The organism is Streptomyces sp. NPDC052114 (assembly GCF_040680155.1).
Lineage (GTDB): Bacteria > Actinomycetota > Actinomycetes > Streptomycetales > Streptomycetaceae > Streptomyces.
On record NZ_JBFAWC010000001.1, the window covers coordinates 756,058 to 780,513 of the forward strand.

General features: G+C 73.9%; 17 protein-coding genes. 9 read left to right on the plus strand and 8 right to left on the minus strand.

Annotated features, from left to right (window positions below; all coding sequences use genetic code 11):
• The first annotated feature begins 1 nt into the window (after nt 1).
• From AB0L89_RS03215 to AB0L89_RS03230, 4 genes are all read left to right on the plus strand, one after another.
• Nucleotides 2-1,390 carry an MFS transporter gene (locus AB0L89_RS03215; protein WP_365133338.1) on the plus strand — a complete coding sequence of 463 codons (1,389 nt, stop codon included), beginning with the start codon at nt 2-4 and terminating at the stop codon, nt 1,388-1,390.
• Nucleotides 1,387-4,764: a beta-ketoacyl synthase N-terminal-like domain-containing protein gene (locus tag AB0L89_RS03220; RefSeq protein ID WP_365133341.1), complete on the plus strand. Its 3,378-nt coding sequence runs from the start codon at nt 1,387-1,389 to the stop codon at nt 4,762-4,764. Before AB0L89_RS03215 ends, AB0L89_RS03220 begins: the two co-directional genes overlap by 4 nt.
• Entirely contained in the window at nt 4,761-12,221 is a 7,461-nt protein-coding gene (locus AB0L89_RS03225) for a MupA/Atu3671 family FMN-dependent luciferase-like monooxygenase (protein WP_365133344.1), read from the plus strand. Before AB0L89_RS03220 ends, AB0L89_RS03225 begins: the two co-directional genes overlap by 4 nt.
• A 195-nt stretch (nt 12,222-12,416) precedes the next feature.
• Entirely contained in the window at nt 12,417-12,890 is a 474-nt protein-coding gene (locus AB0L89_RS03230) for a hypothetical protein (protein ID WP_365133347.1), read from the plus strand.
• A 61-nt stretch (nt 12,891-12,951) separates the two neighbouring features.
• Here the strand turns inward: AB0L89_RS03230 and AB0L89_RS03235 are convergent, their stop codons facing one another.
• Nucleotides 12,952-13,662, minus strand: coding sequence for a hypothetical protein (locus AB0L89_RS03235; RefSeq protein ID WP_365133350.1), 711 nt, complete (start codon nt 13,660-13,662; stop codon nt 12,952-12,954).
• 140 nt (nt 13,663-13,802) lie between these two features.
• Between AB0L89_RS03235 and AB0L89_RS03240 the strand changes: the two genes are divergently transcribed.
• Nucleotides 13,803-14,738 (plus strand): aminoglycoside 3'-phosphotransferase/choline kinase family protein, encoded by a 936-nt coding sequence (locus AB0L89_RS03240; RefSeq protein WP_365133353.1) that lies wholly within the window; start codon nt 13,803-13,805, stop codon nt 14,736-14,738.
• Nucleotides 14,739-14,750: 12 nt separating this feature from the next.
• On the opposite strand, the gene AB0L89_RS03245 is transcribed toward AB0L89_RS03240, so the two are convergent.
• From AB0L89_RS03245 to AB0L89_RS03260, 4 genes are all read right to left on the minus strand, one after another.
• The gene (locus AB0L89_RS03245) at nt 14,751-15,293 is read right to left on the minus strand and encodes an MOSC domain-containing protein (protein ID WP_365133356.1); all 543 of its coding nucleotides are present in this window, start codon (nt 15,291-15,293) and stop codon (nt 14,751-14,753) included.
• A 55-nt stretch (nt 15,294-15,348) separates the two neighbouring features.
• A complete protein-coding gene (locus tag AB0L89_RS03250) occupies nt 15,349-16,125 on the minus strand; it encodes a class I SAM-dependent methyltransferase (protein ID WP_365133359.1) in 777 nt (258 codons plus the stop codon).
• Between the two features lie 19 nt (nt 16,126-16,144).
• Nucleotides 16,145-16,483: a MazG-like family protein gene (locus AB0L89_RS03255; RefSeq protein ID WP_365133362.1), complete on the minus strand. Its 339-nt coding sequence runs from the start codon at nt 16,481-16,483 to the stop codon at nt 16,145-16,147.
• Nucleotides 16,484-16,592: 109 nt separating this feature from the next.
• A complete protein-coding gene (locus AB0L89_RS03260) occupies nt 16,593-17,132 on the minus strand; it encodes a DoxX family membrane protein (protein ID WP_365133365.1) in 540 nt (179 codons plus the stop codon).
• A gap of 152 nt (nt 17,133-17,284) precedes the next feature.
• On the opposite strand from AB0L89_RS03260, the gene AB0L89_RS03265 reads away from it, so the two are divergent.
• Nucleotides 17,285-17,608 carry a nuclear transport factor 2 family protein gene (locus tag AB0L89_RS03265; protein WP_365133368.1) on the plus strand — a complete coding sequence of 108 codons (324 nt, stop codon included), beginning with the start codon at nt 17,285-17,287 and terminating at the stop codon, nt 17,606-17,608.
• A gap of 24 nt (nt 17,609-17,632) precedes the next feature.
• On the opposite strand, the gene AB0L89_RS03270 is transcribed toward AB0L89_RS03265, so the two are convergent.
• The 3 genes from AB0L89_RS03270 to AB0L89_RS03280 all read right to left on the minus strand — a co-directional run bounded on the left by AB0L89_RS03270 (nt 17,633) and on the right by AB0L89_RS03280 (nt 20,125).
• On the minus strand, nt 17,633-18,547 hold the full coding sequence (locus AB0L89_RS03270) for a PhzF family phenazine biosynthesis isomerase (protein WP_365133371.1): 915 nt from the start codon (nt 18,545-18,547) through the stop codon (nt 17,633-17,635).
• Nucleotides 18,548-18,654: 107 nt separating this feature from the next.
• On the minus strand, nt 18,655-19,125 hold the full coding sequence (locus AB0L89_RS03275) for a lamin tail domain-containing protein (protein WP_365133374.1): 471 nt from the start codon (nt 19,123-19,125) through the stop codon (nt 18,655-18,657).
• A gap of 181 nt (nt 19,126-19,306) precedes the next feature.
• Nucleotides 19,307-20,125, minus strand: a complete 819-nt coding sequence (locus AB0L89_RS03280; RefSeq protein WP_365133378.1) for an SDR family oxidoreductase — start codon at nt 20,123-20,125, stop codon at nt 19,307-19,309.
• A gap of 132 nt (nt 20,126-20,257) precedes the next feature.
• Here AB0L89_RS03280 and AB0L89_RS03285 point away from each other — a divergent pair, with 132 nt between their 5' ends.
• The 3 genes from AB0L89_RS03285 (at nt 20,258) to AB0L89_RS03295 (ending at nt 24,449) form a co-directional block, all read left to right on the plus strand.
• Nucleotides 20,258-21,892, plus strand: coding sequence for an alkaline phosphatase D family protein (locus tag AB0L89_RS03285; RefSeq protein WP_365133381.1), 1,635 nt, complete (start codon nt 20,258-20,260; stop codon nt 21,890-21,892).
• Between the two features lie 137 nt (nt 21,893-22,029).
• Nucleotides 22,030-23,319 carry a multidrug effflux MFS transporter gene (locus tag AB0L89_RS03290; RefSeq protein WP_365133384.1) on the plus strand — a complete coding sequence of 430 codons (1,290 nt, stop codon included), beginning with the start codon at nt 22,030-22,032 and terminating at the stop codon, nt 23,317-23,319.
• Nucleotides 23,283-24,449, plus strand: coding sequence for a serine hydrolase domain-containing protein (locus AB0L89_RS03295; protein ID WP_365133989.1), 1,167 nt, complete (start codon nt 23,283-23,285; stop codon nt 24,447-24,449). Before AB0L89_RS03290 ends, AB0L89_RS03295 begins: the two co-directional genes overlap by 37 nt.
• Nucleotides 24,450-24,456: the final 7 nt, after the last annotated feature.

Below are 24,456 nucleotides of genomic sequence, written 5' to 3' on the forward strand. Positions count from 1 at the left end.
CTTGAGGCACTTTCGCCTGCTCGTCGTGGGCAACGGCATTTCGGCGTACGGCAGTTACCTGAACATGGTGGCGCTGAACGTCTTCATCTACGAGGTGACCGACAGCGCGCTGGCCGCGGGTCTCTTCATGGCCGTGCGCCTGATGACCAGCGTCGTATCCGGCTTTGTGAGCGGACGGCTGGTCTCGGCGTACGACCGGAAGAAGTTGATGGTCGGCGCCGATCTGACCCAGTGCGCCGCCATGATAGCGCTCTTGATCGCGCCCGACGGCGGCCGTGCCGGGCTTCTGTACGTCCTGGCCGTCGTGACCGGATTCTGCTCGACCCTGTCGGGTGTCGCGCTGCGCAGCAGCATCCCGGAGATCGTCGGCGGCGACCTGCGGATGCGGGCCAACTCGCTCCTCGCGACCGGGCGTTCGCTCGCGATGATCGCCGGTTTCGCCTCCGCGGGTCTCGTGGTCGCGCAACTCGGTTACGTCGCCGCCATCTCGCTGGACGCCGCCACCTTCGCGGTCTCGGCGAGCGTGCTGCTCTCGCTGCCCATCCGTACGAGGTCGGCCGAGGAGAAGGATCCGGAGGGGGCCAAGAAGCCCGCAGACGGGGACGGTTCAGCCGAAACGGATGCGAAGGGCACCGAGAAGAGTGGCGGGCGCGCGGCGCGGGCCGGGTCGCTCCTGCTGCTGCGCGCCGCGCCCGTCCTCGCCCTGATGATCGTCGTCCGCGCCGCCGACGGCCTCGGCTCCTCGTCCCACAACGTGGCGCTGCCGGTCTACTCCAGCGAGCTCGACCCGTCCCATCCCGCCACGTTCGTCAGCCAGTTCTGGGCCACGTGGGCCATCGGCAACATCGTCATGCAGCAGATCTGCGGGCGGTGGGCCGGACGCGGCGGGCGGCAGGGGCCGGGGGAGCGGGCCTTCGCGATCGGGGCCGTGGTGATGTCGGCCGCGTTCATCGTGGTGTTCGCGGGGCTGCCCACCGGGGTGGCGGTCGCGGCCGCGCTGGTCGCGGGCATGGCCGACGGCCTCACCGAGATCGCGTACGTCACCCGGCTCCAGGAGGCGCCCGACGAGCAGCGCGGCCGGCTCTTCGGCCTCACCGCGTCCGTCGAGAACACCGGCTTCGGCCTCGGGATGCTGCTCAGCGGCGCGCTCCTGGAGCGCTTCTCGCCGTTCCAGGTCGTGGGCCTGTTCCAGGGAGTGGCGATCGTCGTGTGCCTCGGGCTGCTCGCCGCGATCGTGCGGTACGGACGCAGGGCCGGGGCGGCGCCGCCCGGCGAGGCGGCCCCGAGCGCCGCCGAGGCTCCCGGGGCTCCTGACGGTCCCGGCGCCCCCGACGCCGACCGCGCCCGGAGCCAGGTTCCCGGCGCCCCGAGCGAGAGCGAGGCCCGATGACCGCCGCCGCCCGTGACGCCGTGGCCGTCGTCGGGATGTCGTTCCGGCTGCCCGGCGCCGACACCCCCGAGGAGTTCTGGCGCACGATCCACGACGGCGTCGACCGCATCCGCCGCTTCACCGACGAGGAGCTCGCCGCCGCCGGAGTGCCCGAAGAGCGCTACCGCGCCGACGACTTCGTGGGGGCCAGCGGGGTCATCGACGACATCGCGGGCTTCGACGCGGGCTTCTTCGGCATGAGCGCGCACGAGGCCCGGATCAGCGATCCGCAGCACCGGCTGTTCCTGGAGTGCGTGCACCACGCGCTGGAGGATGCCGGGTACGCGGGCGCGCCCGAACGCTCCGGCGCGGGCGAGGTCGGGGTCTTCGCCAGCACCGGCTACCACCTCTACTCGTTCCAGACGTACCTCCAGAACAACGTCCTGCCGGAGGGCGTCGCCGACTGGGTCGCCGGACTCCAGGTCAGCGTCGGCAACTTCACCGACTTCACCGCCACCCGCACCGCGTTCCGCCTCGGCCTGACCGGTCCGGCGATCGGCGTCCAGACGGCGTGCTCCAGTTCGCTGACCGCCGTCCACCTCGCCGCGCAGTCCGTCGTCGCGGGCGAGTGCGACATCGCGGTGGCCGGGGCGACCGCCCTGCATGTGCCGCAGGTGCTCGGCTACCAGTACGTCAAGGGCTCGATCCTCTCCAAGAGCGGCTACCTGCGGCCCTTCGACGCCGACGCCGACGGCACGGTCGGCGGCACCGGCGTGGTGGCCCTGGTCCTCAAGAGCCTGGACCGGGCCGTCGCGGACGGCGACCACATCCACGGCGTGATCAGGGGCTGGGGCGCCAACAACGACGGCTCCGACAAGAAGGCGTTCAGCGCGCCCAGCGCGGACGGCCAGCGCGGCGCGATCCGGCGGGCGCTGAAGCGGGCGGGCGTCGACGCGGGCAGCATCGGCTATCTGGAGACGCACGGGACCGGCACCTTCAAGGGCGACCCGATCGAGTTCGCGGGCGCCACCGCCGCGTTCCGCGCCGACACCGACCGCACCGGCTACTGCGCGCTCGGCTCGGTGAAGGCCAACATCGGCCACCTCGACGTGTGTTCGGGCATCGCGAGCGTCGTCAAGGCGCTCCTCGTGCTGCGGCACGGCATCATCCCGCCGATGGCCAACTTCCGCCGGGCCAACCCCGCCCTTGACCTCGCGGCCAGCCCGTTCTACATCCCCGACGCGCCGCGTCCGTGGCCGGCGGGGGAGGGACCGCGCCGGGCCTGCGTCAGCTCGTTCGGCGTCGGCGGCACCAACGTCCACGTCGTCCTGGAGCAGGCGCCCGAACCGGCGCCCCGCCCCGCCGACGCACCGGCGCCCCCGGGCGTCCTGCTGGTCGCGGGCCACACGGAGGCGGCGCTCGCCGACAACGCCACGGCCCTGCGCGACCATCTGCGCGCCCACCCCGGCACGCATCCCGCGGACCTCGTCACGACCCAGGCGCTCGGCCGCGCCCACCGCAGGCACCGGATCGCGGTGCGGGGCGAGACCGTCGCCGCGCTGACCGGCGCCCTGGACGGCTGGCTCGCGGGGCCGCGGCCGGCGCCGGCGGGCGGCGCCGACGCGGCGTTCCTCTTCACCGGCCAGGGCAGTCTCCACCGGGGCGCGGCCCGCGAGGTGTACGCGCGCTTCCCCGTCGTACGCGAGGTCCTGGACGCCTGCGAGCGGCAGTTCGCGGCGCTCAGCGGCGGCGGCAGCCTCCTCGCGCCGCTGCTCGACGCGACGTACGCGGACCCGGCTTTCGCGGTCGGGGGCGCGGTGGACGAGGAGCCGGTGTGGCCCACCGGGACCGCGCAGCCCGCGCTCTTCGCGCTCCAGTGCGCGCTCGTCGCGCTGTGGCGCGGGGCCGGGATCGCCCCGGCCGTGGTGGCCGGGCACAGCGTGGGGGAGTACGGGGCCCTGCACGCGGCCGGGGTGCTGTCCGTCGAGGACGGGCTGCGCCTGACGGCCGAGCGCGGCCGGCTGATGGCACGGCACTGCGCGCCGGGCGCGATGGTCGCGGTCCCGGTCGGGGCGCACGAGGCGGAGGAGTTCGCCGCGGCCGTGCCCGGCGTGGAGCTCGCGGTCGTCAACGGCGAGCGGAGCCAGGTCCTCGCGGGCCCGGCCGACGCCGTGGCGCGCCTGACGGCGCTGCTGGCCGAGCGCGGCGTCCCGGCCCGCGCGCTTCCCGTGCAGCATGCCTTCCACACGGCGCTCATGGATCCGGTGCTCGACGGGCTGCGGGAGCTGTGGGCGGGGGTGCGGGCGCACCCCGCCGACGTCCCGTTCGTCAGCGGTCTCGACGGGCTCACGCGGCCCGCCGGTTGGCTGCCGGACGCCGACTACTTCGTACGCCAGGCCCGTGACCCGGTCCGGTTCGCCGACGTACTGGGCGAGTTGGGGGCGTCGTACGACGGCGTGGGCGCGCTCGTGGAGATCGGCCCGCACACGACGCTCAGCGGTCTGGCGCGCCGTCGGCTGCCGGACCGGGCCGCGCTGCCGACGCTGCGGCGCGGCGCGGGTCTCGAACCGCTCTGGGACGCGGCGGCCGGCCTGTACCGGGCCGGGGCGCCGGTCGACTGGCGGGCCTTCATGGGCGGGGCGGGGCGCAGGATCCCCCTGCCCGGCTACCGATTCCAGCACAAGGACTACTGGACCGGGCCGGAGAACCACCTTCCCCGGCTCGCACAACCGGCAAAGGATGAGATCGAAGTGGCACAGGACGAGGCAGCGGTCGAGCACGTGCTGCAGCACATCATCAAGGTCACCGCGAAGCACCTCAGCTACGACACGAGCGAGATAGCCGAGGACGCCTCCTTCTTCGATCTCGGCGCGGACTCGCTGCAGATGATCGGCGTGCTCCGGGAGCTGGAGGAGGAGCACCAGGTCAAGGTGTCGATGCGGGAGCTCTTCGAGGAGGCGGGCACCGCGAAGGGGCTCGCGCTGATCATCGTGGGCAAGAAGGGCGGCGCGGCGGCCCCGGCGGCTCCGGCTCCCGCGTACGCTCCGGCGGCCCCGGCCCCGTCGTACGTGCCGTCGGCCCCGGCTCCCGCGTACGTGCCGCCGGCCCCGGCCGCCGCGTACACGCCGCCCGCGCCGGTCCACCAGGCCCCCGTGGTCCCCGAGCCCGCCCCGGCCCCGTACCAGGCGCCGGCGCCCGCCCCCGTCGCGGCGCAGGCGCCCGCCCCGGTCGAGTACGCCACACGCCGCGAGGTGGAGGACCTCGTGCGCCAGGTCCACCAGCTGTCGCAGATCCAGCTCCAGCTGATGGGCCAGCTCTCGCAGTTGCTGGCCGCCCAGGCTGCCCAGGTGAACCAGGCGGCGCAGACCGCGGCCGACGGGAAGGCGGGCCGGTGACCGAGACCCACTCCGGCGCCCGCGCCGTCTCCGCGGCGGTCGACCAGGACCTCGCGGCGATGGCCGACCTCTCCCGGCGCATCGCCGAGCAGCTGGGCACCCCGCCCGCCGGGCCGCCGGGCACCCCGGCCGCCGCCGAGGAGGCGCGGCCCGACGCCCGGCGCGCGCAGCACGGCCCGCGCCTGGAGGTCGCCCGCGGCTCCGGCATGGTCCGCGGCGGCGCCTCCGCCTCCCAGCGCGCCCACCTCGACGACCTGGTGCGCCGCTACACCGCCAAGACGCCCACGTCCAAGCGCATCACCCAGCAGTACCGCCGCGTGCTCGCCGACAGCCGCGCCGCCGTCGGCTTCCGCAGCAGCACCAAGGAGATGCTGTACCCGATCGCCGGGCGGCGCGCGCAGGGGTCGTGGATCGAGGACGTCGACGGCAACCGGTACGTCGACATCACCATGGGCTTCGGCGTCCTGCTCTTCGGCCACGAGCCCGCGTTCGTCACCGAGGCGGTCCGCGAGCACCTGTCGCGCGGCATCCAGCTCGGCCCGCGCAACGTCGAGACCGGCGAGGCCGCCGAGCTGCTCGCCGGACTGACCGGCATGGAGCGCGTCGCGTTCGCCAACTCCGGTACGGAGGCGAACTCCGCGGCCATCCGGCTGGCCCGCGCGGCCACCGGGCGCTCCCGCATCATCACCTTCGAGGGCGCCTACCACGGCCACAACGACAACGTCCTCGGCCGCTCCCCGCGCACCGGCGGCGAGGGCCTGACCACCGTGCCGATGTCCGCGGGCGTCCCGCAGAACGCCGTCGCCGACCTGCTCGTCCTGCCGTACGGCAGCGAGGAGAGCCTCGCGGTCATCGAGCAGCAGGCCGGCGAGATCGCGGCCGTCGTCGTGGAGCCGGTGCAGAGCCGCCATCCGGCGCTCCAGCCCGCCGAGTTCGTGCGCAAGCTGCGCGAGCTGACGCGGCGGTGCGGCATCGTGCTGTTCTTCGACGAGATGCTGACCGGCTTCCGCCCCGCGCCGCGCGGCGCCCAGGAGCTCTACGGCGTCACGCCCGACCTGGCCACCTACGGCAAGCTGCTCGGCGGCGGCTTCCCCATCGGGGCGATCGCGGGCCGCGCCGACATCATGGACGGCATCGACGGCGGCCACTGGAACTACGGGGACGCCAGCTATCCGGCGGCCGACACCACGTTCTTCGGCGGCACCTACATCCAGCACCCGGTGTCCATGGTCGCCGCGCGCGCCGTCCTGAACCACCTCAAGGAGAACAGCCCGCGCCTCCAGGAGCGCCTGAACGCGCGCACCGCCGAGCTGGCCGCCACGCTCAACGCCTTCTTCGAGGCCGAGGGATTCGCCCTCAGCATGGACCACTTCGGCTCGATGTTCCGCTTCGAGCACCGCGCGGACATGGAACTGCTCTACCACCACCTCATGCTGCGCGGCGTGCACGTGTGGGAGTGGCGCAACTTCTTCCTGTCCACCGAACACTCCGACGGTGACATCGAGTTCATCGTCGACGCGGTGAAGGGCTCGCTGCGGGACCTGCGCGCGGCGGGCTTCTCGGTCGGCGGCGGCGCGCAGGCGAGGTCCCGCGCCGTACCGAAGCCCCGCACGGAACCGGCTCCCGCCACCGCTGCGGCGCCGGTGACCGCGCCGGCTTCCGCGCCCGCCGCCCCCGCCCCGAAGCCCCAGGTGGTCGCCTGGAACAGCGCCGCCAGTGCCGCCAGTGCCGCCAGTGCCCGGCAGCCGCAGCGGACGGAGCAGCCGCGGCAGCCGCAGTCGCAGTCGCAGCCGGCGGAGCGGTCCGAGGCCCCGCGTCCCACCCGCCCCCTCGACTTCGGCGTCTACTTCTTCGGCGACTACCCGCAGGACGAGTCGGGCCCGCGGCACGGCAAGTACGACCACCTCCTGGAGACCGCCCGCTTCGCCGACCGCAACGGCTTCCACTCCCTGTGGATCCCCGAGCGGCACTTCCACTCCTTCGGCGGGCTGTTCCCCAATCCGGTGGTGCTCGCCGCCGCGCTCGCCCGCGAGACCGACCGCATCCGCATCAACGCGGGCTCCGTGGTGCTGCCGCTGCACGACCCGATCCGGGTCGCGGAGGAGTGGTCGATGGTCGACAACCTCTCCGGCGGCCGGGTCGGCATCGGCTGCGCCAGCGGCTGGCACGCCAACGACTTCGTCTTCTTCCCCGACCGCTTCGGCTCCCACAAGGAGTTGATGTACGAACAGGTCGCGCAGGTACGGCAGTTGTGGCGCGGCGAACCGGTGCGCCGCACCACCGGCAAGGGCGAGAGCGACCTGCGGCTCTTCCCGAGCCCGGTCCAGGACACCCCGCCGATGTACACGGCGGTCGTCGGCAACCCGGCGTCGTACGAACTGGCCGCGCGCCACGACCTGGGCATCGTCACCAACCTCATGACGCAGAGCGTCGAGCAGCTCCGGGACAACGTCGCCCTGTACCGGCGCACGCGCGCCGCGTGCGGTCTGGACCCCGACGCCGGACACATCGCCGTGCTCCTGCACACCTATCTCGCCGAGGACCACGCGGCGGCCCGCGCCGAGGCGAGGGAGCCGCTCTCCCGCTACATGCGCTCCTCGCTGTCCCTGTTCGGCAACGTCGCCAACAGCCTGGGCCAGCAGATCGACCTGGCGTCGATGAGCGAGGACGACCTGGACGTGGTCTTCCGCCGCGCCTACGACCGCTACTGCGACCAGCGGGCCCTCATCGGCAGCCCCGAGAGGGTGCGGCCCGTCGTGGACGCGGTGCGCGCCGCGGGCGCCGACGAGGTCGTCGGCCTGGTCGACTTCGGTGTCGCGCCCACCGCGCTGCGCGAGGGCCTGACGCAGTTCGACGGGCTGCGCCGCGCGTACGGGGCGGTCCCGGAGCCGTCCGGGGAGCAGCCCCGCGAACGGATCACCGTGGCCGCCGCGGACGAGGGCGCGCCCCTGTCGCCCGGCCAGCAGCGCGTCTGGTTCCTGGAGCGGATGCTGCCCGGCCGCACCGCGTACAACGAGACCAAGGCCATCGAGCTCGAAGGCCCCCTCGACGTGCCCGCGCTGCGTGGCGCGCTGCGCGACCTGGCCGCGCGCCACGAGCAGTTGCGCACCGTCTTCCGCGAAGTGGCGCGCGAGCCGCGGCAGTTCACGCGGGAGCCGGGCGAGGTGGAGTTCGAGGTCGTCGACGGCACGGGCCCCGGCGACCAGGTCGCCGCCACCCTCAAGGCGGAGAGCGAGCGCCGCTTCGACCTGGTGAACGGACCGCTGTTCGTGACGCGCCTGGTCCGCCTCGGCGAGCGGCGGCACGTCCTCGTCCTGTCCCTGCACCACATCGTGATGGACGCGGCGTCGGCGGCCGTGCTCGCCCGCGACGTGTCCGCGCTCTACCGCGCGCGGCTCTCCGGCGGCACGCCGGCCGAACTGCCCGCGCTCACCCGTACGTACGCGGACCACGCCCGCGAGCAGCTCGACGGGCTCGGCGGCGCGAAGGCGGCGGAGGATCTCGCGTACTGGAAGAAGGCCCTCGACGGCGAGCTGCCCGTCCTGGAGCTGCCCACCGACCGGCCGAGGCCCGCGGTGATGACGTCCAACGGCCGCGCCCTGTTCCGCACGCTGAGCCCCGAACTCTCCGATGAGGTAAGAAAGTTCGCGCGCAAGCGGCGCAGCACGCTGTTCATGACGCTGCTCGCGGGCTACGCGGCGGCGCTGCACCGGACCACCGGCCAGGACGACCTGGTCATCGGCACCCCGATGTCCGACCGCACGCCCGCGTACGAGGACGTCGTCGGCTTCTTCGTCAACACCCTGGCGCTGCGTCTCGACCTGTCCGGGGCGCCGGACTTCGGGACGCTCCTGGACCGGGTGCGCGCGGTCGCGCTGGACGCGTACGACCACGCGGAGGTGCCGTTCGAGGCGGTCGTGCGGGAGCTGGAGCCGTCGCGCGCGCTGGACCGGACGCCCGTCTTCCAGACGCTCGCCGAGTTCGAGACCGGCGACCCCTTCCGCTTCGACCTGCCCGGGATCCGCTCGACCCCGCTCGACTCGGGGCCCGACAAGGCGCTGACGGACCTCAGCGTGTACTTCACGGATCAGCCCGACGGCGTCCGCTGCCACCTGGAGTACAACACCGACCTCTTCGACGAGAGCACCGTCGACGCGCTGTTCGGGACGTTCCGCGACGTCCTTGCGGAGGCCGTGGGGCACACCGGGCAGGACGTGGCCCCGGCGGCGCGGGAGGAGTGGCGGCGCGGCCCCGTCCGGGAGCGGACGCGCAGCACCGTCGACGCGCTCGCGTCCCGCTGGGCCGAGGCGGCCCCGCACCGCACCGCGGTGATCGACGACGAAGGGTCGCTCGGCTACGGCGAGTTGAACGAGCGCGCCGAGCGCCTGGCCGCCGTGCTGCGGGCCCGTGGCGGCAAGGACGCGCCGGTCGCCCTGTGGCTGCCGCGCGGCAGGGACCTGATCGTCGCGATGCTCGCCTCCCTCAAGTCCGGCCGCGGCTATGTGGCGTTGGACCCCGGACAGGGCAGGGCGCGCGCCGAGGCGATCCTCGCGGAGAGCGGCACCGAGGTGCTGGTCGTGAACGGCGCGGGGGACGCGGCGGAGCGGCCGGCGGCCCCGGACGGGACCGCCGTCGTCGACGTCGACGCCGACACCCCCGCGGGGCTCGCTCCTGCGGCCGTGCCCCACGGCCCCGACGCCCTCTGCTTCGCCATCTACACCTCGGGCAGCACCGGCACGCCCAAGGGCGTCGCCGTGCCGCACCAGGCCGTGGTGGACCTGTGCCAGTGGCAGCACGAGCGCTTCGGGTTCACCGCGGACGACCGCAGCGGCGCGGTGTGCAGCCAGGGCTTCGACGCCTTCGCGCTGGAGGTCTGGCCGGCGCTGACGGCGGGTGCCACGGTCGTGGTCGCCGACGACGCCGTCCGCAGGGACCCGGCCGTGCTGGCCCGCTGGTACACGGACCGGAAGATCTCCTTCTCCATCGTGCCGACGGCCCTCGGCGAGGCACTGCTCACGCTCCCGGTGGACCGGCAGCCGCCGCTGCGGCACCTGCTGCTCGGCGGCGACGCGATGCGCACCCGCCCGCGCGAGGGAGTCCCGTACGAGACGGTGAACGTGTACGGGCCCACCGAGGTGACCGTGCTGTGCACGGCGCAGACGGTGACTCCCGCGGCGCCGGGCACCGACGGGACCCCGATCCCGATCGGCCGTCCCGTCGACAACGTCACGCTGCGGGTGCTCGACGCGCGGGGCCGGGAGGTGTCCGCCGGCGAGGTGGGCGAGCTGTACGTCGGCGGTCCCGGCGTCGCCGCCGGGTACCTGGGCAGGCCCGATCTGACGGCGGAGCGCTTCGTCGACGACCCCCTGGGCACCGACGGCCGGATGTACCGCACCGGCGACCTGGTGTGCCGGAACGACGACGGGGCGCTGGAGTTCCGGGGCCGCACCGACGACCAGGTGAAGATCCGGGGCTACCGCGTCGAGCCCGAGGAGGTCTCGCGGGCCCTCGGCACCCTCGCGGACGTCCGCGAGGCGGTCGTCCTGCCGCGCCGCGACCAGCGCGGCGAGGCACGGCTGGCCGCCTATGTGGTGCCCGCGCCGACGGCCGCGCGGGGCCAGGAGCTCGCCGACCGGCTGGCCGGGGAGCTGGCCGCGCGGCTGCCGGACCACATGGTGCCGCGCGCCTGGTCCGTGCTGCCCGCGCTGCCGCTGTCGGGCAACGGCAAGCTGGACCGGGCGGCGCTGCCCGCGCCGACGCTGACCACCTCGTCCGCGCCGGGCACCGCGCCCGCCCCGAGCCCCGCCGCCGCCCCGACCGGTGCCGGGGACGACGTGACGGAGCGTCTGCGTGCGCTGTGGGCGGAGGAGTTCGAGAAGGACGTCGACGCGATCGGCGCCGACGCCTCCTTCTTCGACCTGGGCGGCCACTCCATCACGGCGATCCGCCTGGCGAACGGAGTCCGGGAGGTGTTCGGCACGGAGTACCCGGTCGCCCGCTTCTACGAGGAGCCGACGCTGCGGGCGATGGCGGAGTACCTCGCGACGGCGACGGCAGTCGCGCCGGAGCCGGGGACGGGCAGTGGACCCGCGGCAGGGACCACGGCGGACGCCAAGACCGCCACCGGGACGGACGCCGCCTCCGAAGTCGTCGGCCGCGCCCCCGTCACCGCCCAGCAGGCCGCCTTCATCGGCCGCCACAGCACGCACCCGCGCCCGGAGATCTACAACGTCGCCATGCGGCTCACCCTGACGGGCATGCTGGACGTGCCGGCCCTGCGCACCGCGCTCGGCCGACTCGTCGCCCGGCACGAGGCGTTGCGCACGCGCTTCGTGGAGGAGGGCGGCGAGTGGTGGCAGGAGGCCCTGCGCGCCCGGCCGGTGGAGCTGGTGGAGGAGGACCTGCTCGCGCGGCACGGCTCGGCGCCCGGCGCCGAGGCGGCGGCGGACCTGGTGGCCGCGGAGGTGGCCTCGGCCCCCTTCGACCTGGCGGCCGAGTTCGCCCCGGTCTTCCGCCTGCTGCGCACGGGCGGCGACCGCTGGGTGCTGCTCTTCGTGCTGCACCACGCGGCCTGCGACGGCTGGACGGTCAGCGTCCTGCTGCGCGAACTGGCCGCGCTCTACCGGGCGTCGGCCACCGGGGCCCCGCACGGCCTCGCCGAGGACGTCCCGCAGCCGGGCGCGTACGCGCGCTGGCAGCGCGAGCAGAGCGGTGCGCAGGACAAGGAGCGGCTGCTCGGGTACTGGGCGCGCCGCTTCGAGGGCGCCTCGTTCGGCCTGCCGCTGCCGCTGGACCGGCCTCGCCCCGAGGAGCTGAGCGGGGCGGGCGACGTGGTGCTGTTCACGGTGGACCGGGACACGCGCGCCGACGTGGAGGCGCTGGCGCGACGGCACCGCACGACGCCGTTCGTGGTGACCGCGGCCGCCGTGGCGCGCCTGGTCGCGAAGGTGTCGGGCGAGCAGGACGTGCTGCTCGGCATCTCGCACGCCAACCGCGAGCGGCGCGAGTTCGAGACGCTGGTCACCTGCACGGCGTCGTCGTTCACGCTGCGGATCAGCGGCCAGGACGCCGACTCGTTCGGGGCGCTGGTCGACCAGGCGGCGCGCAGCGCGGTCGGCGCGATGGAGCACGCCGCGCCGATCCGCGCGCTGGCGGCCGACCTGAGCGCGGAGCTGGGCCGTGAGGTGCCCGACCGGGTGTCGCTCGGCTTCCAGTACCAGAGCTCACTGGAGACGGACATCGAGCTGCCGGGCCTGACCACGGCGGTCGAGGACCTCACCGTGCCCGGCGCGCGCTCGGAGTTCAACTTCGGTCTGGTCCCGGCCGGGGACGTGCTCTCCGGGTACCTGGAGTTCTCGACCGACCTGTGGGACCGCGCGACGGTCGAGGGCTGGATCGCGACGTACGTCGAGCTGCTCGCCGAGGAGGTGCGCGGCGCGCTCAGGGCGAGCGGCTGAATTTGGTCGTGACATGTCAAGAATCATGGGGGGCAGCCTTGTCACCCCAAGGGGCCTGTGCCTCAATGGGCAGCGATCCGGGCCGCTGACTACCCGTCAGAAGATGCCGGAAGGCATCGGGACGACGGGGGCCGGCGGCCCGGCTCCCGCACGTATCCCCCCTCGCTCCCCCCCCCACATGAAGGCAGGCCCTCCATGCGACATGGCAGATTCGGCACAGGCATCGGCGCGGTCCTCGGCACCGGCGTGCTCGCCGTCGGCGCGCTCGCGATGGCGCCCGCGGCCGGTGCGGTGGAACCGCAGAGCGCCACCGTCTCCTTCGACTGCGGTTCGTACGGATCCGGGACGGCGACCCTCACCGCCGCCGCGAACGGCACCGACGCGACCATAGAGGTCTCCACCTCGGCGATCAGCGCCCCGATCGACGTGGGCGCCGGCTCCGTCAACTCCACGCTCACCCTCACCAAGAACGGCAGCGGGACGACCGACTTCACCGGCAACGCCAACCCGGCCATCCCGGCCGGCGGCCCCGTCTCCACCGGACCGCTCAAGGGGACCGTCGCCGCGGGCGACAGCCTGGAAGGCAAGTCCCTGAAGATCGTGGTCCTCGGCATCACCGTGACGTGCAACGCCACGTCGGCGCAGTCCCCGGGGCCGTTCGTCTTCTGACGCCCGTCCGACACCGTCGGGCGGCACCCCCGTCCCCCCGTGGGCGGGGGTGCCGCCCTGCTCACGCCCCGGTCAGGGGCCGCCAGTACTGCTCGGACCGCTCGTCCCGTACGACGTATCCGAGCCCCCGCACCGTCTCGACCAGATCCCGCGCGTCCCGTGCGGCATCGCGCTTGAGCGCGGCTTTCCGCGCCGCGAGGAGGGCGTGCGCCTCGGCGGGCAGGTCGGGGGTGCCGGGGATCCAGCGCCGGAACAGGGCCGCGTGCGGGTCGGCCGCCCGCCAGGGGTAGCCGTGCGCGCGGAACGCCTCGGCCAGCTCCGCGGGGCGGGCCTCGTGCCTGCCGCGCGCCAGCTCGCCGGAGTCCGCGCCGAGCAGCACCAGCTGCCTGCCGTCGAGGAAGACCGCCGCGACGTCGGCGCGCTCGAACGACCGGGTCCGGTCGTCCTGTTCGACGACCACCCGCTCGTCGGTCAGCTTCACCGTCATCGGCTCGGCGAGCGCGACGAAGGCCAGCACGAGCCCGGCCACGAGCCCCGCCGCCATGACGAGCGCGGTCTGCCACGGCGCGTCCAGCCGGCCGACGAACTCGACGCCGTCCCGCCACGGCAGCACCGGAGAACCGGACGCCCAGCGGGCGAGCCGGGGCAGCGCGAGCCCGAGCAGCAGACCGAGGAGCGGCAGGCCGACGAGGAGCAGCACCAGATCCCGGCGCGGGACGCCGAGTTCGGTTGCTTTCCCGTCCGCCGTCCCGCTGAGCTTGTCGCCCGACATGCGTGGTGCTCCGTTCCGCCCCGTGACGGCCGGGTCGCCGTCGCTGTCCTTCCCCCGTGACGTTAGGAGCCGGGCACCGCCGCCCGATGCCGCCGAAAGTCGCTCGCGGTGCTACTTCGGTAGCCAGTACGGTGCCGATCATGCTGCCCGAGGTGTACACGGACGAGGAATGGGACCGGGTCCTGCCCGACGAAGCGGTCATGCGGCCCGGCGTCGAGGACCTGTGCGGCAGGCTCGGGCTGGCCGGGGCGCCCCTGAGCCGCTACGCGGAGGGCTCCCAGCCCGTCTACGCGGTCGGCGGCACCCACGTCCTGAAGCTGTTCCCCGGCATCTGCGCCGAGGACGGCGTCGCCGAGGCCCGCGTGCTGGCCCACGTCGAGGGCCGTCTGCCCGTCCCCACGCCCCGGCTCCATGACGCGGGCACGTACGTCAACGGCTGGCGCTACGTCCTGATGTCCCGCCTGCCCGGCGAGGGCCTCGCCACGGCCTGGCCGCGCATCCCGCGCGCCGACCGGGAGCGGATCGTCACCGACGCCGCCGAGGCGCTGGCCGCGCTGCACGCGCTCGACCCCGGGCCGCTCGCCGACGTCCTCGGCCCCGGCGACTGGGGCGCGTTCGTCGACCGGCAGCGCGCGGGAGCGGTGGAGAAGCAGCGCGGGCACGGGCTCGCGGAGGGCTGGCTGGAGCAGATCCCCGGCTTCCTCGACTCCGCCGGGCCGCCCGCCGTCCAGGACCACCGACCGGCGCTCCTGCACACCGAGTTCATGCGCCAGCACCTGATCGTCGACCCCGACGACGCCTGGCGGCTCACCGGGCTCTTCGACTTCGAGCCCGCCATGATCGGCGACCGCGCGTACGACTTCGTGGGCGTCGGCCTCTTCGTCACCCGGGGCGAGCCGGGACTGCTCGCCCGCTTCATGAAGGCGTACGGCCGGACGTACGATCCGCGCCGACTCCTCGCGTACACACTGCTCCACGTGTACAGCAAGCTGCCCTGGTACCTGAGCGAGCTGCCCGCCCCGCCCGAGCCGACGCTCGACGCGCTGGCGGAGACGTGGTTCGGGCCGGGGGCGTAGGGGAGCGGGCGCTCAGACGGTCTGCATCGGCCGGTGCGGACCGTCCGGCAGGGTGACCGTCACCGCGTCGCCGGGGCGTATCGCGCCGCCCCGGCGGACCACGCCCATGATCCCGGACTTGAAGAAGACGGCCCCGCTCTCGTCGCGCCCGACGACCTTCTTCATCAGCCCCGCCTGGAAATCGTCGATCTGGCGGCAGGGGTTGCGCAGGCCCGTGACCTCCACGACGGCCGCGGTGCCGAGGTGCAGGAGCGCGCCGGTGGGCAGGCCGAGCAGGTCGATGCCGCGCGTGGTGACGTTCTCGCCGAGCTCGCCCGCCGCGACGGTGAAGCCGTCCCGCGCCAGCTCGTCGAAGAGCTCCTCGTGGATGAGGTGGACCTGGCGGAGGTTGGGCTGGTCGGGATCCTGGGCGACGCGGAAGCGGTGCTTGACCTTCGTCCCCGCGTGCACGTCCCCCTCGACGCCGAGGCCTTCGAGGAGCGTGATGCTCTCGCGGTTCGGCTTGGTGAAGGAGTACGTTCCGTTGCTGCTGACCGCCGTGACCCTCGCGCCCATGGTGTGCGCCCCCTCGCTTCGCCGTACTGCCGATACGGCGCGACCCTAACCCGGTTCAGCCGACGGGAACCAAGGTCAGATACGTGATGCCGAGCACCCTGCGGTAGCCGCGCAGCCAGGACGAGCGCTGGGTGTCGACACGGTCGCGGGTCTCGGCGGCCAGCGGATGACCGGGGTGGGCGGCGAGCCACTCCTCGACGTCGGCGCGGTAGCCGGACTCGAACTCCTCCCACTCCTCGGGGCTCGCCGTCTCCACCCACTGCGGCCGGAACCCGGCCCCGATCGCGGCGTCCACCAGGTCGCCGAGCGGGAGATGCTCGTCGGCGCCGGCGTCCGGCCACATCGCGGCGAGCTCCTCCGCGGTGGGCGTGCGCTGCCAGAAGCCCTCGCCGAGGACGACGCGACCGCCGGGGTTCACCAGGCGGCGCAGCGCGCGCAGGGCCTCGACGGTCGCCTCGCCCGGGTCGGCGTCGCTGAGCGCGTGGCTCGCGCCCAGGCACAGCACGAGGTCGGCGGGGCCGCGCGCGGTGTCCGTCGCGGACTCCTCGGCGAAGACGACCCGGCCGTCGAGGCCTCGCGCGGCGGCGTTCGCCCGGCCGCGGTCCAGGTCCTCCGCCCTGAGGTCGACGCCGATGCCGGTGGCGTCCGGGGCGGCTTCGAGGATCCGGAGCATCAACTCGCCCCACCCGCAGCCGAGATCGAGCACGGTGCGGGGATCGTTCGCGGCGAGCCGTCCGACCATCCGCTGGGCGCGGGCTTCGGAGAGGGGGCCGTGGAAGGTGAGCCGGGTGAGCCGGGGCGGACCGTCGGTGGTGGCGGGGGAGGAGGTCATAAAGGCGGACGCTAATTCCTCAACTGCTCTTCGGCACCTCAATATCGGACCGCGCGCCGACGCGCCGCAGATGCTCCGCGAAGACGTCGCGCGCCTCGGGGGTCAGGGTGCGCAGGGCGACCATGGCCGTGACGATGACGTCGCACAGCTCGGCCCGGACGTCGTCCCAGGTGTGGGTGGTGCCCTTGCGCGGATTCTGCCCGGTGGCCCCGATGACGGCCTGCGCGACCTCGCCGACCTCCTCGGAGAGCTTCAACATCCGCAACAGGAGCGCCTCTTGAGGCGCCCGCTCATTGTGCGAATCAAGCCATTCGCAGAGCCGTCCGACGGTCTCCCAGGGGTCCTGCGGATCATCCATACCGGCAGCCTGCCATGCCGGCGCGATCTGTCGCACCGGCATGGCCCGGAGTACCGGCGCGGCCCGTCGTACCGACCCGGGCGAGCCAAGCCGGGCGTGCCGCGCCGCGCTACGCCTCCGGCGAGGACTCGGCCGCGGCTTCGACGGTCCTCTTGCGCGACGCCAGTGTCACCAGCACCCCCACCGCCGTCCCCGCCAGGGCGGCCGGGACCATCCAGGCGCGGTTGAGGCGGTGGCCCAGGGCGTGGTCGGCGGAGTAGCGGCCGGGGCCGGTGACGGCGAGGGCCGCGGCGGTCAGGCCGAGGAAGGCCGGGTACTCGTAGCCGCCGCCCTGGCTGAAGAAGCCGTTCGGCGCGTGGACGGCCGTGGCGCCGGCCATCGCCCCGGCCGCCGCCGCGCCCGCCGCCGGTGTCGCGAGGCCCAGGGCGAGGAGCACGCCGCCGCCCGCCTCGGAGAGGCCCGCGACGACGGCGTTCAGCTTGCCCGGCGCGTATCCGACGGACTCCATGAAGGCGCCGGTGCCCTCGATGCCGCCGCCCCCGAACCAGCCGAAGAGCTTCTGGGCGCCGTGCGCGGCGAGCACCCCGCCGGTGCCCGCGCGGAGCAGCAGCAGGCCGAGGTCGCGGCGGTCCAGGCACGTGCAGGTCATCAGGCCTCCCGGGGGCGGTGGCGGACGGGGTCCGGTCCGTCTTCCACCGTCCACCGGACCCGCGCCGGGCACCCGGTCCCGTGGGCCGTACGGGTGACCGTGCGGTGCCCCGCTCGGTGGCGCCCGGGTCCTTCCGGTGTGACGGTGGGCCCATGAGCATTCAGGTGAACCGGCTCTCCGACCCCACCGTCCGCGCCTTCGTCACCGCGGTCAACGCCCACGACAAGGCCGCCTTCGAGGCGCTGCTCGTCCCGGGCGCGACCATGTCCGACGACGGTTCCGACCGCGACGTCGCCGACTGGACGGAGCGGGAGATCTTCTCCTCCAACGGCCACATGGACATCGAGTCCGAGTCGGACGGCGGCCGCGCGCTGCTCGTCTCGTACCGGAACGACACCTGGGGCGAGATGCGCACGCGGTGGCGGTTCACGGTCGACGGGGACAAGGTGTCCCGCTTCGAGACGGGACAGGCGTAGGCCCGCCGGTTCTCCTCACTCCGGTCACCCGGGGATCCGTACCGCCGCCCCGCTCACCCGCACCCGCGGGTCCCCCTCCCGCAGCGTCACCGTCAGCACGCCGGGCCGTCCCATGTCGTCGCCCTGGTGGACGGTGAGGACCGCCCCGGCGGGGACGAGGGAGAGTTCGCGGGCGTACGCCCCGAAGGCCGCCGCGGCCGCGCCGGTGGCCGGATCCTCCACGACACCGCCGACCGGGAACGGATCGCGCGCGTGGAAGACGGAGTCGGCCTCGCGCCACACGAGTTGGACGGTGATCAGGTCGAGGCGGCGCATCAGCGAGGCCAGGCGCCCGAAGTCGTAGGACAGATCGGCGAGGCGCGCACGGGTCGCCGCCGCGAGGACGAGATGCCGGGCGCCCGCGAAGGCGATGCGCGGCGGCAGCCGCGGGTCCAGCTCGTCCGCGGCCCAGCCGAGCGCGGCCAGCGCCTCCGCCACGTCGTCCGCGGCGACGTCCTCGACGGACGGCTCGACGCTGGTGAGCGTGGCCCGCAGCGTCCCGTCCGCGCCGGTGACGCTCACCGGCACCGCACCGGCGCGCGTGGCGAAGACGTACTCCCTGGCGCCGGCGTCGGCGCCCGCCCCGTCCCGCTCGGCCAGCGCCACCGCCGCCGCCACGGTGGCGTGTCCGCAGAAGGGCACCTCGGCCTCGGGGCTGAAGTAGCGGACGCCGTAGGAGTGTTGGCCGTCCGCGGCGGACCGGGGCGAGCCCGCCGTGAGGAACGCCGTCTCGCTGTAGCCGAGATCCGCCGCGATCGCGAGCATCTGGGCGTCGTCGAGTCCGGCCGCGTCCGGCACGACGCCCGCGGGGTTGCCGCCCTCGGGCACGGTCGTGAAGGCGGCGTAGCGCAGCACCTGGGGAGCGGCGCCGGGGGAGCCGGCGTTCTTGTTCGTCGTCATGTCGCAGGGCAACCGTTCCGCGGCCCGGGTCATTCCCGCGGCCCCAACCGCGGATTCCCCCCACCCACCGCGGAGCGGCTGCCCTGCCTCCCCTCCCCTGGTGGTGGTCAGTGGCAGTTCTTGGTGCCGCGGTCCGCGCGCGTCCAGGAGCAGGAGTCCTGGAGGGAACCGCTCGGCTTGATCAGGCGGGCCTTGTCGTTCGTGTTGTTCCACACGTAGCTGCCGCGGCCCCAGTAGCGCACGCCGGAGGCGTTGGTGCCCTTGCCGGTGCGGACCTTGACCGTCTTGCCGGCGCCGATCTTGTAGCTGCCGAAGGTGTAGGTGTAGCCGGTGTCGTCCTTGAGCTTGTAGCCCTTGAGCTGGATCGCGGACCGGCTGTTGTTGTGGATGTTCACCCACTCCGCGTTCAGCGAGGCGTTCGAGCGGGTGTCGCGGCCCGGGCTGTCGTACTGGATGTAGCCGAGGTGCAGTCCGCCCTGGTGGCGGGCGGTCGCCGCCGAGGCGGGCGAGACGGCGAGCAGCGGCACCGACAGGGCGGTGGCGGCCAGGGCGGCGGTGGCGGCGGTGCGTATGCGCAAGGAACGCTCCAAGTGTGAAGTTCTCGTGGAGAGGTGCTGAGCATACGGTGACCGCTGACCGGTATTGAGGCGGTAGGTCCTATTCCACTTGTGGAGATTTGGCTCACACGTCCATGTCGCCACAGGCCGCTCCGGGCGGTATTCGGCCACCCGGAGCGCCGGACCCACCGCTCGAAGGGTGTCAACCCCGGCCGATATAGGGCATGTTGGTCGCCAGGACCGTCGCGAACTGGACGTTCGCCTCCAGCGGCAGCTCCGCCATGTGCCGCACCGTGCGGGCCACGTCGGCCACGTCCATCACCGGTTCGCTCGCCAACTGGCCGTTGGCCTGGAGGATCCCGGACTGCATGCGCTCGGTCATGTCGGTGGCCGCGTTGCCGATGTCGATCTGCCCGACGGCGATGCGGTACGGCCGCCCGTCCAGGGAGAGGGCCTTCGTCAGACCCGTCAGGGCGTGCTTCGTCGCCGTGTACGCCACCGAGTTCGGGCGCGGCACATGGGCCGAGATGGAGCCGTTGTTGATGATCCGCCCGCCCTGCGGGTCCTGCTCCTTCATCTGCCGGAAGGCCGCCTGCGCGCACAGGAACGCGCCGTTGAGGTTGGTGTCGACGACGTGGCGCCAGGCGTCGTAGGGGAGTTCCTCGACCGGGACGCCGCCGGGGCCGAACGTGCCGGCGTTGTTGAAGAGCAGGTCCAGGCGCCCGAAGCGGTCGCGTACGGCGGCGAAGAGCGCGGCCACGTCCTCGGGCCGCGACACGTCCGTCCGCACGCACACGGCGGCGTCGTCCTTGACCGGCGCCGCCGCGCGGGCGAGGGCGGCCGTCTCCTCCAGCGTCTCCACGCGCCGGCCCGCCAGCGCCACCGACCAGCCGGCGGCCAGCAGTTCGACGGCGACGGACCGGCCGATGCCGGAGCCCGCCCCGGTCACCACGGCGGTCCTCGGGGTGCTTCCCGGGGCGGTCCCCGGCGGGTTCGACGGGGCAGTTCGCTCAGCGTTCATGGCCCCGCAGCGTACGGGAGGGGTGTCCACGCGGACATCATCCGCCCGCCATATGGCTGTTGTGTACGCGACAGGCGGGCGTCGTCCCCCGCCACTTGCATGCCCCTGACACCAATCGTCAGGGGAGGGCACATGACACCCGCAGCCCAGCAGCACGCACCCGAACTCCACGCCGTCGCCCGGCACGTGGGGCGCCGCCGGTTCCTCACCGTCACCGGTGCCGCCGCCGCGCTCGCCTTCGCCACCAACCTGCCCACCGCGGGCGTGGCGGGCGCCGCCGAGCTGGACGCCCGCCGCATCACGGACAACCCCTTCACCCTGGGCGTCGCCTCCGGCGACCCGCTGCCCTCCTCGGTCCTGCTGTGGACCCGGCTCGCCCCGGCCCCCTACGAGCCGGACGGCGGCCTGCCGAGGGAGCGCGTCACCCTCCACTGGGAGCTCGCCCACGACGCCCGCTTCCGCCGCGTCGCCAGACGGGGCACGGCCGTGGCGCACCCCGAGTTCAGCCACACCGCGCACGTCGAGGTCGACCACCTCGAAGCGGGCCGCACCTACTACTTCCGCTTCCGCACCGGCAGCTGGATCAGCGAGACCGGCCGCACCCGCACCGCGCCCGCCACCGGCAGCCGCGCCACCGGGCTCACCCTCGCCGCGGTCTCCTGCCAGGCGTACCACGACGGCTACTTCACCGCCTACAAGCACCTCGCGCAGGACGACGTCGACGTCGTCTTCCACCTCGGCGACTACCTCTACGAGTACGCCGTCAACGCGGTCGGCGGCGCCCGCAACTACACCGACCGCACGCTGCCCGCCCACTTCAACAAGGAGACCAAGACCCTGGAGGACTACCGCCTGCGGTACGCCCTCTACAAGTCCGACCCCGACCTGCGCGCCGCCCACGCCGCGCACCCCTTCGTCGTCACCTGGGACGACCACGAGACCGAGAACAACTACGCGGACGACACCTCCGAGAACGACGACCCGCCGGCCGAGTTCCTGCTGCGCCGCGCCGCCGCGTACCGCGCCTACTGGGAGAACCAGCCGCTGCGCCGCCCGCAGCTGCCGAGCGGCCCCGACGCGCGGCTCTACCGGCGCCTGAAGTGGGGCCGCCTCGCCCAGTTCGACATCCTCGACACCCGCCAGTACCGCTCCGACCAGGCGTACGGCGACGGCGCGCACGTCCCCGGGCCCGAGTCGGACGACCCGGCACGCACGATCACCGGTGCCACGCAGGAGCGCTGGCTCATCGACGGCTGGCGCCGCTCGCAGGCCCTGTGGAACGTGGTGCCGCAGCAGGTCACCTTCTCCGAGCGCAGGCTCGACCTGAACGCGCAGGCCAAGCTCTCCATGGACGCGTGGGACGGCTACCGCGCCTCGCGTCAGCGCGTCCTCGCCGGCGCCGAGGCCGCCGGCCTGGACAACCTCATGGTCCTCACCGGTGACGTGCACGTCGGCTACGCCTTCGACATCAAGGCCGACTTCGGCGACCCGGGCTCCAGGACCGTCGGCACGGAGATCGTCGCCACGTCCATCGCGAGTGGCAAGGACGGCGCGGACAAGCCCGCCAACTGGGACACCTACACCAAGGCCAACCCCCACCTGAAGTTCTACAACGGGCGGCGCGGCTACGTGACGGTGTCCCTGGGCCGTGACGCGGCGAGGGCGGACTTCAAGACGGTCGGCGCGGTGACGACACCGGGTGCCCCCATCAGGACGGCGGCGTCCTTCGTGACCGAGGAGGGCAACCCGGGGCTGAAGCCCGCGTAGCGGGATCCGGCCCCTCCGGCGGGCGGGGAGCGGGGGCCGGCGGCGGAGCCCCGGGGCGCCGAGGAACGTGCCGTGGTCCATGGCGGAGCCCACAGCTGCGACCATGGATGCGACACGAAGCTACCGGGAGGGGCGAGATGCCTGAGCGCGGGCAGACAACAGAAGAGCACCGGATACCGAAGGCGGCGGAGCCGAAGGACTCCGTCGCCCTCCGCCGCACCGGCGCCCTGGTGACCCTCGTCCTCGGCGGCCTCACCGCCGTCCCCCCGCTCTCCATGGACATGTACCTGCCGGCCCTGCCGGAGGTCACCGACGCCCTGAGCGCGCCCGCCGCCACCATCCAGCTGACCCTCACCGCCTGCCTCATGGGCATGGCCCTCGGTCAGCTCGTCGTCGGCCCGATGAGCGACAAATGGGGCCGCCGCCGCCCGCTCCTCATCGGCCTGCTCGTCTACATCCTCGCCACCGCGATCTGCGCACTCGCGCCCACCGCGGAGCTGCTCATCGCCTTCCGTCTCCTGCAGGGCCTCGCGGGCGCGGCCGGCATCGTCATCGCCCGCGCGGTCGTCCGCGACCTGTACGACGGCGTCGAGATGGCGCGCTTCTTCTCCACCCTGATGCTGATCTCCGGCGTCGCCCCCGTCGTCGCGCCCCTCATCGGCGGCCAGGTGCTCCGCTTCACCGACTGGCGCGGCATCTTCGTCGTCCTCACGGCCGTCGGCATCGCCCTGACCCTCCTGGTCTGGCGGCGCCTGCCCGAGACGCTCGTGCCCGAGAAGCGGCACGGCGGCGGCACCGCCGAGGCGCTGCGCACCATGCGCGCGCTCCTCGCCGACCGCGTCTTCACCGGCTACATGGTCGCGGGCGGCTTCGCCTTCGCCGCGCTCTTCGCGTACATCTCCGCCTCGCCGTTCGTGATCCAGGAGATCTACGGCGCGTCCCCGCAGACCTTCAGCCTCCTGTTCGGCGTCAACTCCGTCGGACTGATCATCGCCGGCCAGGTCAACGGCAAGATCCTCGTCGGCCGCGTCAGCCTCAACAAGGTGCTCGCCGTCGGCCTGGCCGTGATCGCCCTCGCCGCGACCGCGCTGCTGCTCATGACGGCCGGCGTCTTCGGCGAGGTCGGCCTCTTCCCGGTCGCCGCCGGGCTCTTCGTCCTGATGTCGGCGATGGGCCTCGCCATGCCCAACACCCAGTCCCTCGCCCTGATCCGCACCCCGCACGCCGCCGGTTCCGCTTCGGCGCTGCTCGGCACCTCCTCCTTCCTCATCGGCGCCGTCGCCTCGCCGCTCGTCGGCATCGCGGGCGAGGACACGGCCGTCCCGATGGCCGTCGTCCAACTGGTCTGCGCGCTGGCGGCCGTCACCTGCTTCGTGGGACTGTGCCGCCCCTGGCAGCACAAGACCACGGAGGAGGCGGACCACTGAGCGCACCACGGCTCCTGCGCGCCGGCACCCCGGACCGCGCGGGGCTCGACCCCGACGAGATCGGCCGCCTCGTCGACGAGGTACGCGCACTGACGCACGGCCCGCGCCCCTGGTGCGCGGGCGCCGTGGTCCTGGTGGGCCGCGGCCCGGTGATCGCCGCCGAGGAGGCGGCGGGCTGGGCGGTGCGCTACGCCTCGTACGACGAGAAGAGCGGCACGGGCGTCGAGCTGCCCCGCGAGTGGCGCGTCCCGGTGCGCACCACCACCCCCTTCGACCTGGCCTCGCTCACCAAGCTCTTCACGACGGTCGCCGCCGTGCAGCAGCTGGAACGCGGCACGCTCGGCATCGACGCGCTCGTGGGGGCGTACGTCCCCGAGTTCACGGCCGCCGCCGAGCACGGCATCACGGTGCGCCAGCTGCTCACGCACACCTCCGGCCTGCGCCCCGAACTCCCGCTGTACGACCGCCCGGACGGCGCCGCCCGCCTCGCCGCCCTGCGCGCCGAGGCCCCGGTCACCGAGCCCGGCGCGTACGTCTACTCCGACCTGAACATGCTGCTGCTCCAGCACATCCTGGAGCGCCTCACCCGCCGACCCCTGGACGCCCTGATCCGCGAGGGCATCACCCGGCCGCTCGGCATGACCGCCACCGGCTTCGGGCCGCGTCCGGACGCCGCCGCGACGGAGGACCAGCGCAGGCCGTGGGCGAAGGCCGACCGGGGGATGCTGCGCGGCACGGTCCACGACGAGAACGCCTGGGCGCTCGGCGGCGTCGCCGGGCACGCGGGCCTCTTCTCCACCGCCCGCGACCTCGCCGTGTTCTGCCGCACGCTGCTGTGCGGCGGCTCGTACGGCAGGGCCCGCATCCTCGGCCCCGACTTCGTCGAGCTGATGCTGGCGGAGCCGGGCCTCGGCTTCGGCATCGACCAGCCCTGGTTCATGGGGGAGCTGGCCGGGCGCGGCGCGGCCGGGCACACCGGCTTCACCGGCACGTCCCTGGTCATCGACCCGGCGACCGACACCTTCCTGGTGCTCCTCGCGAACACGGTCCATCCGCGCCGCAAGGCCCCGGACAGCGGCCCCCGGGCCGCGGCGGCCACCCGCCTGGCCCGCGCGGCGCGGGGGCGCTAGCCGTACG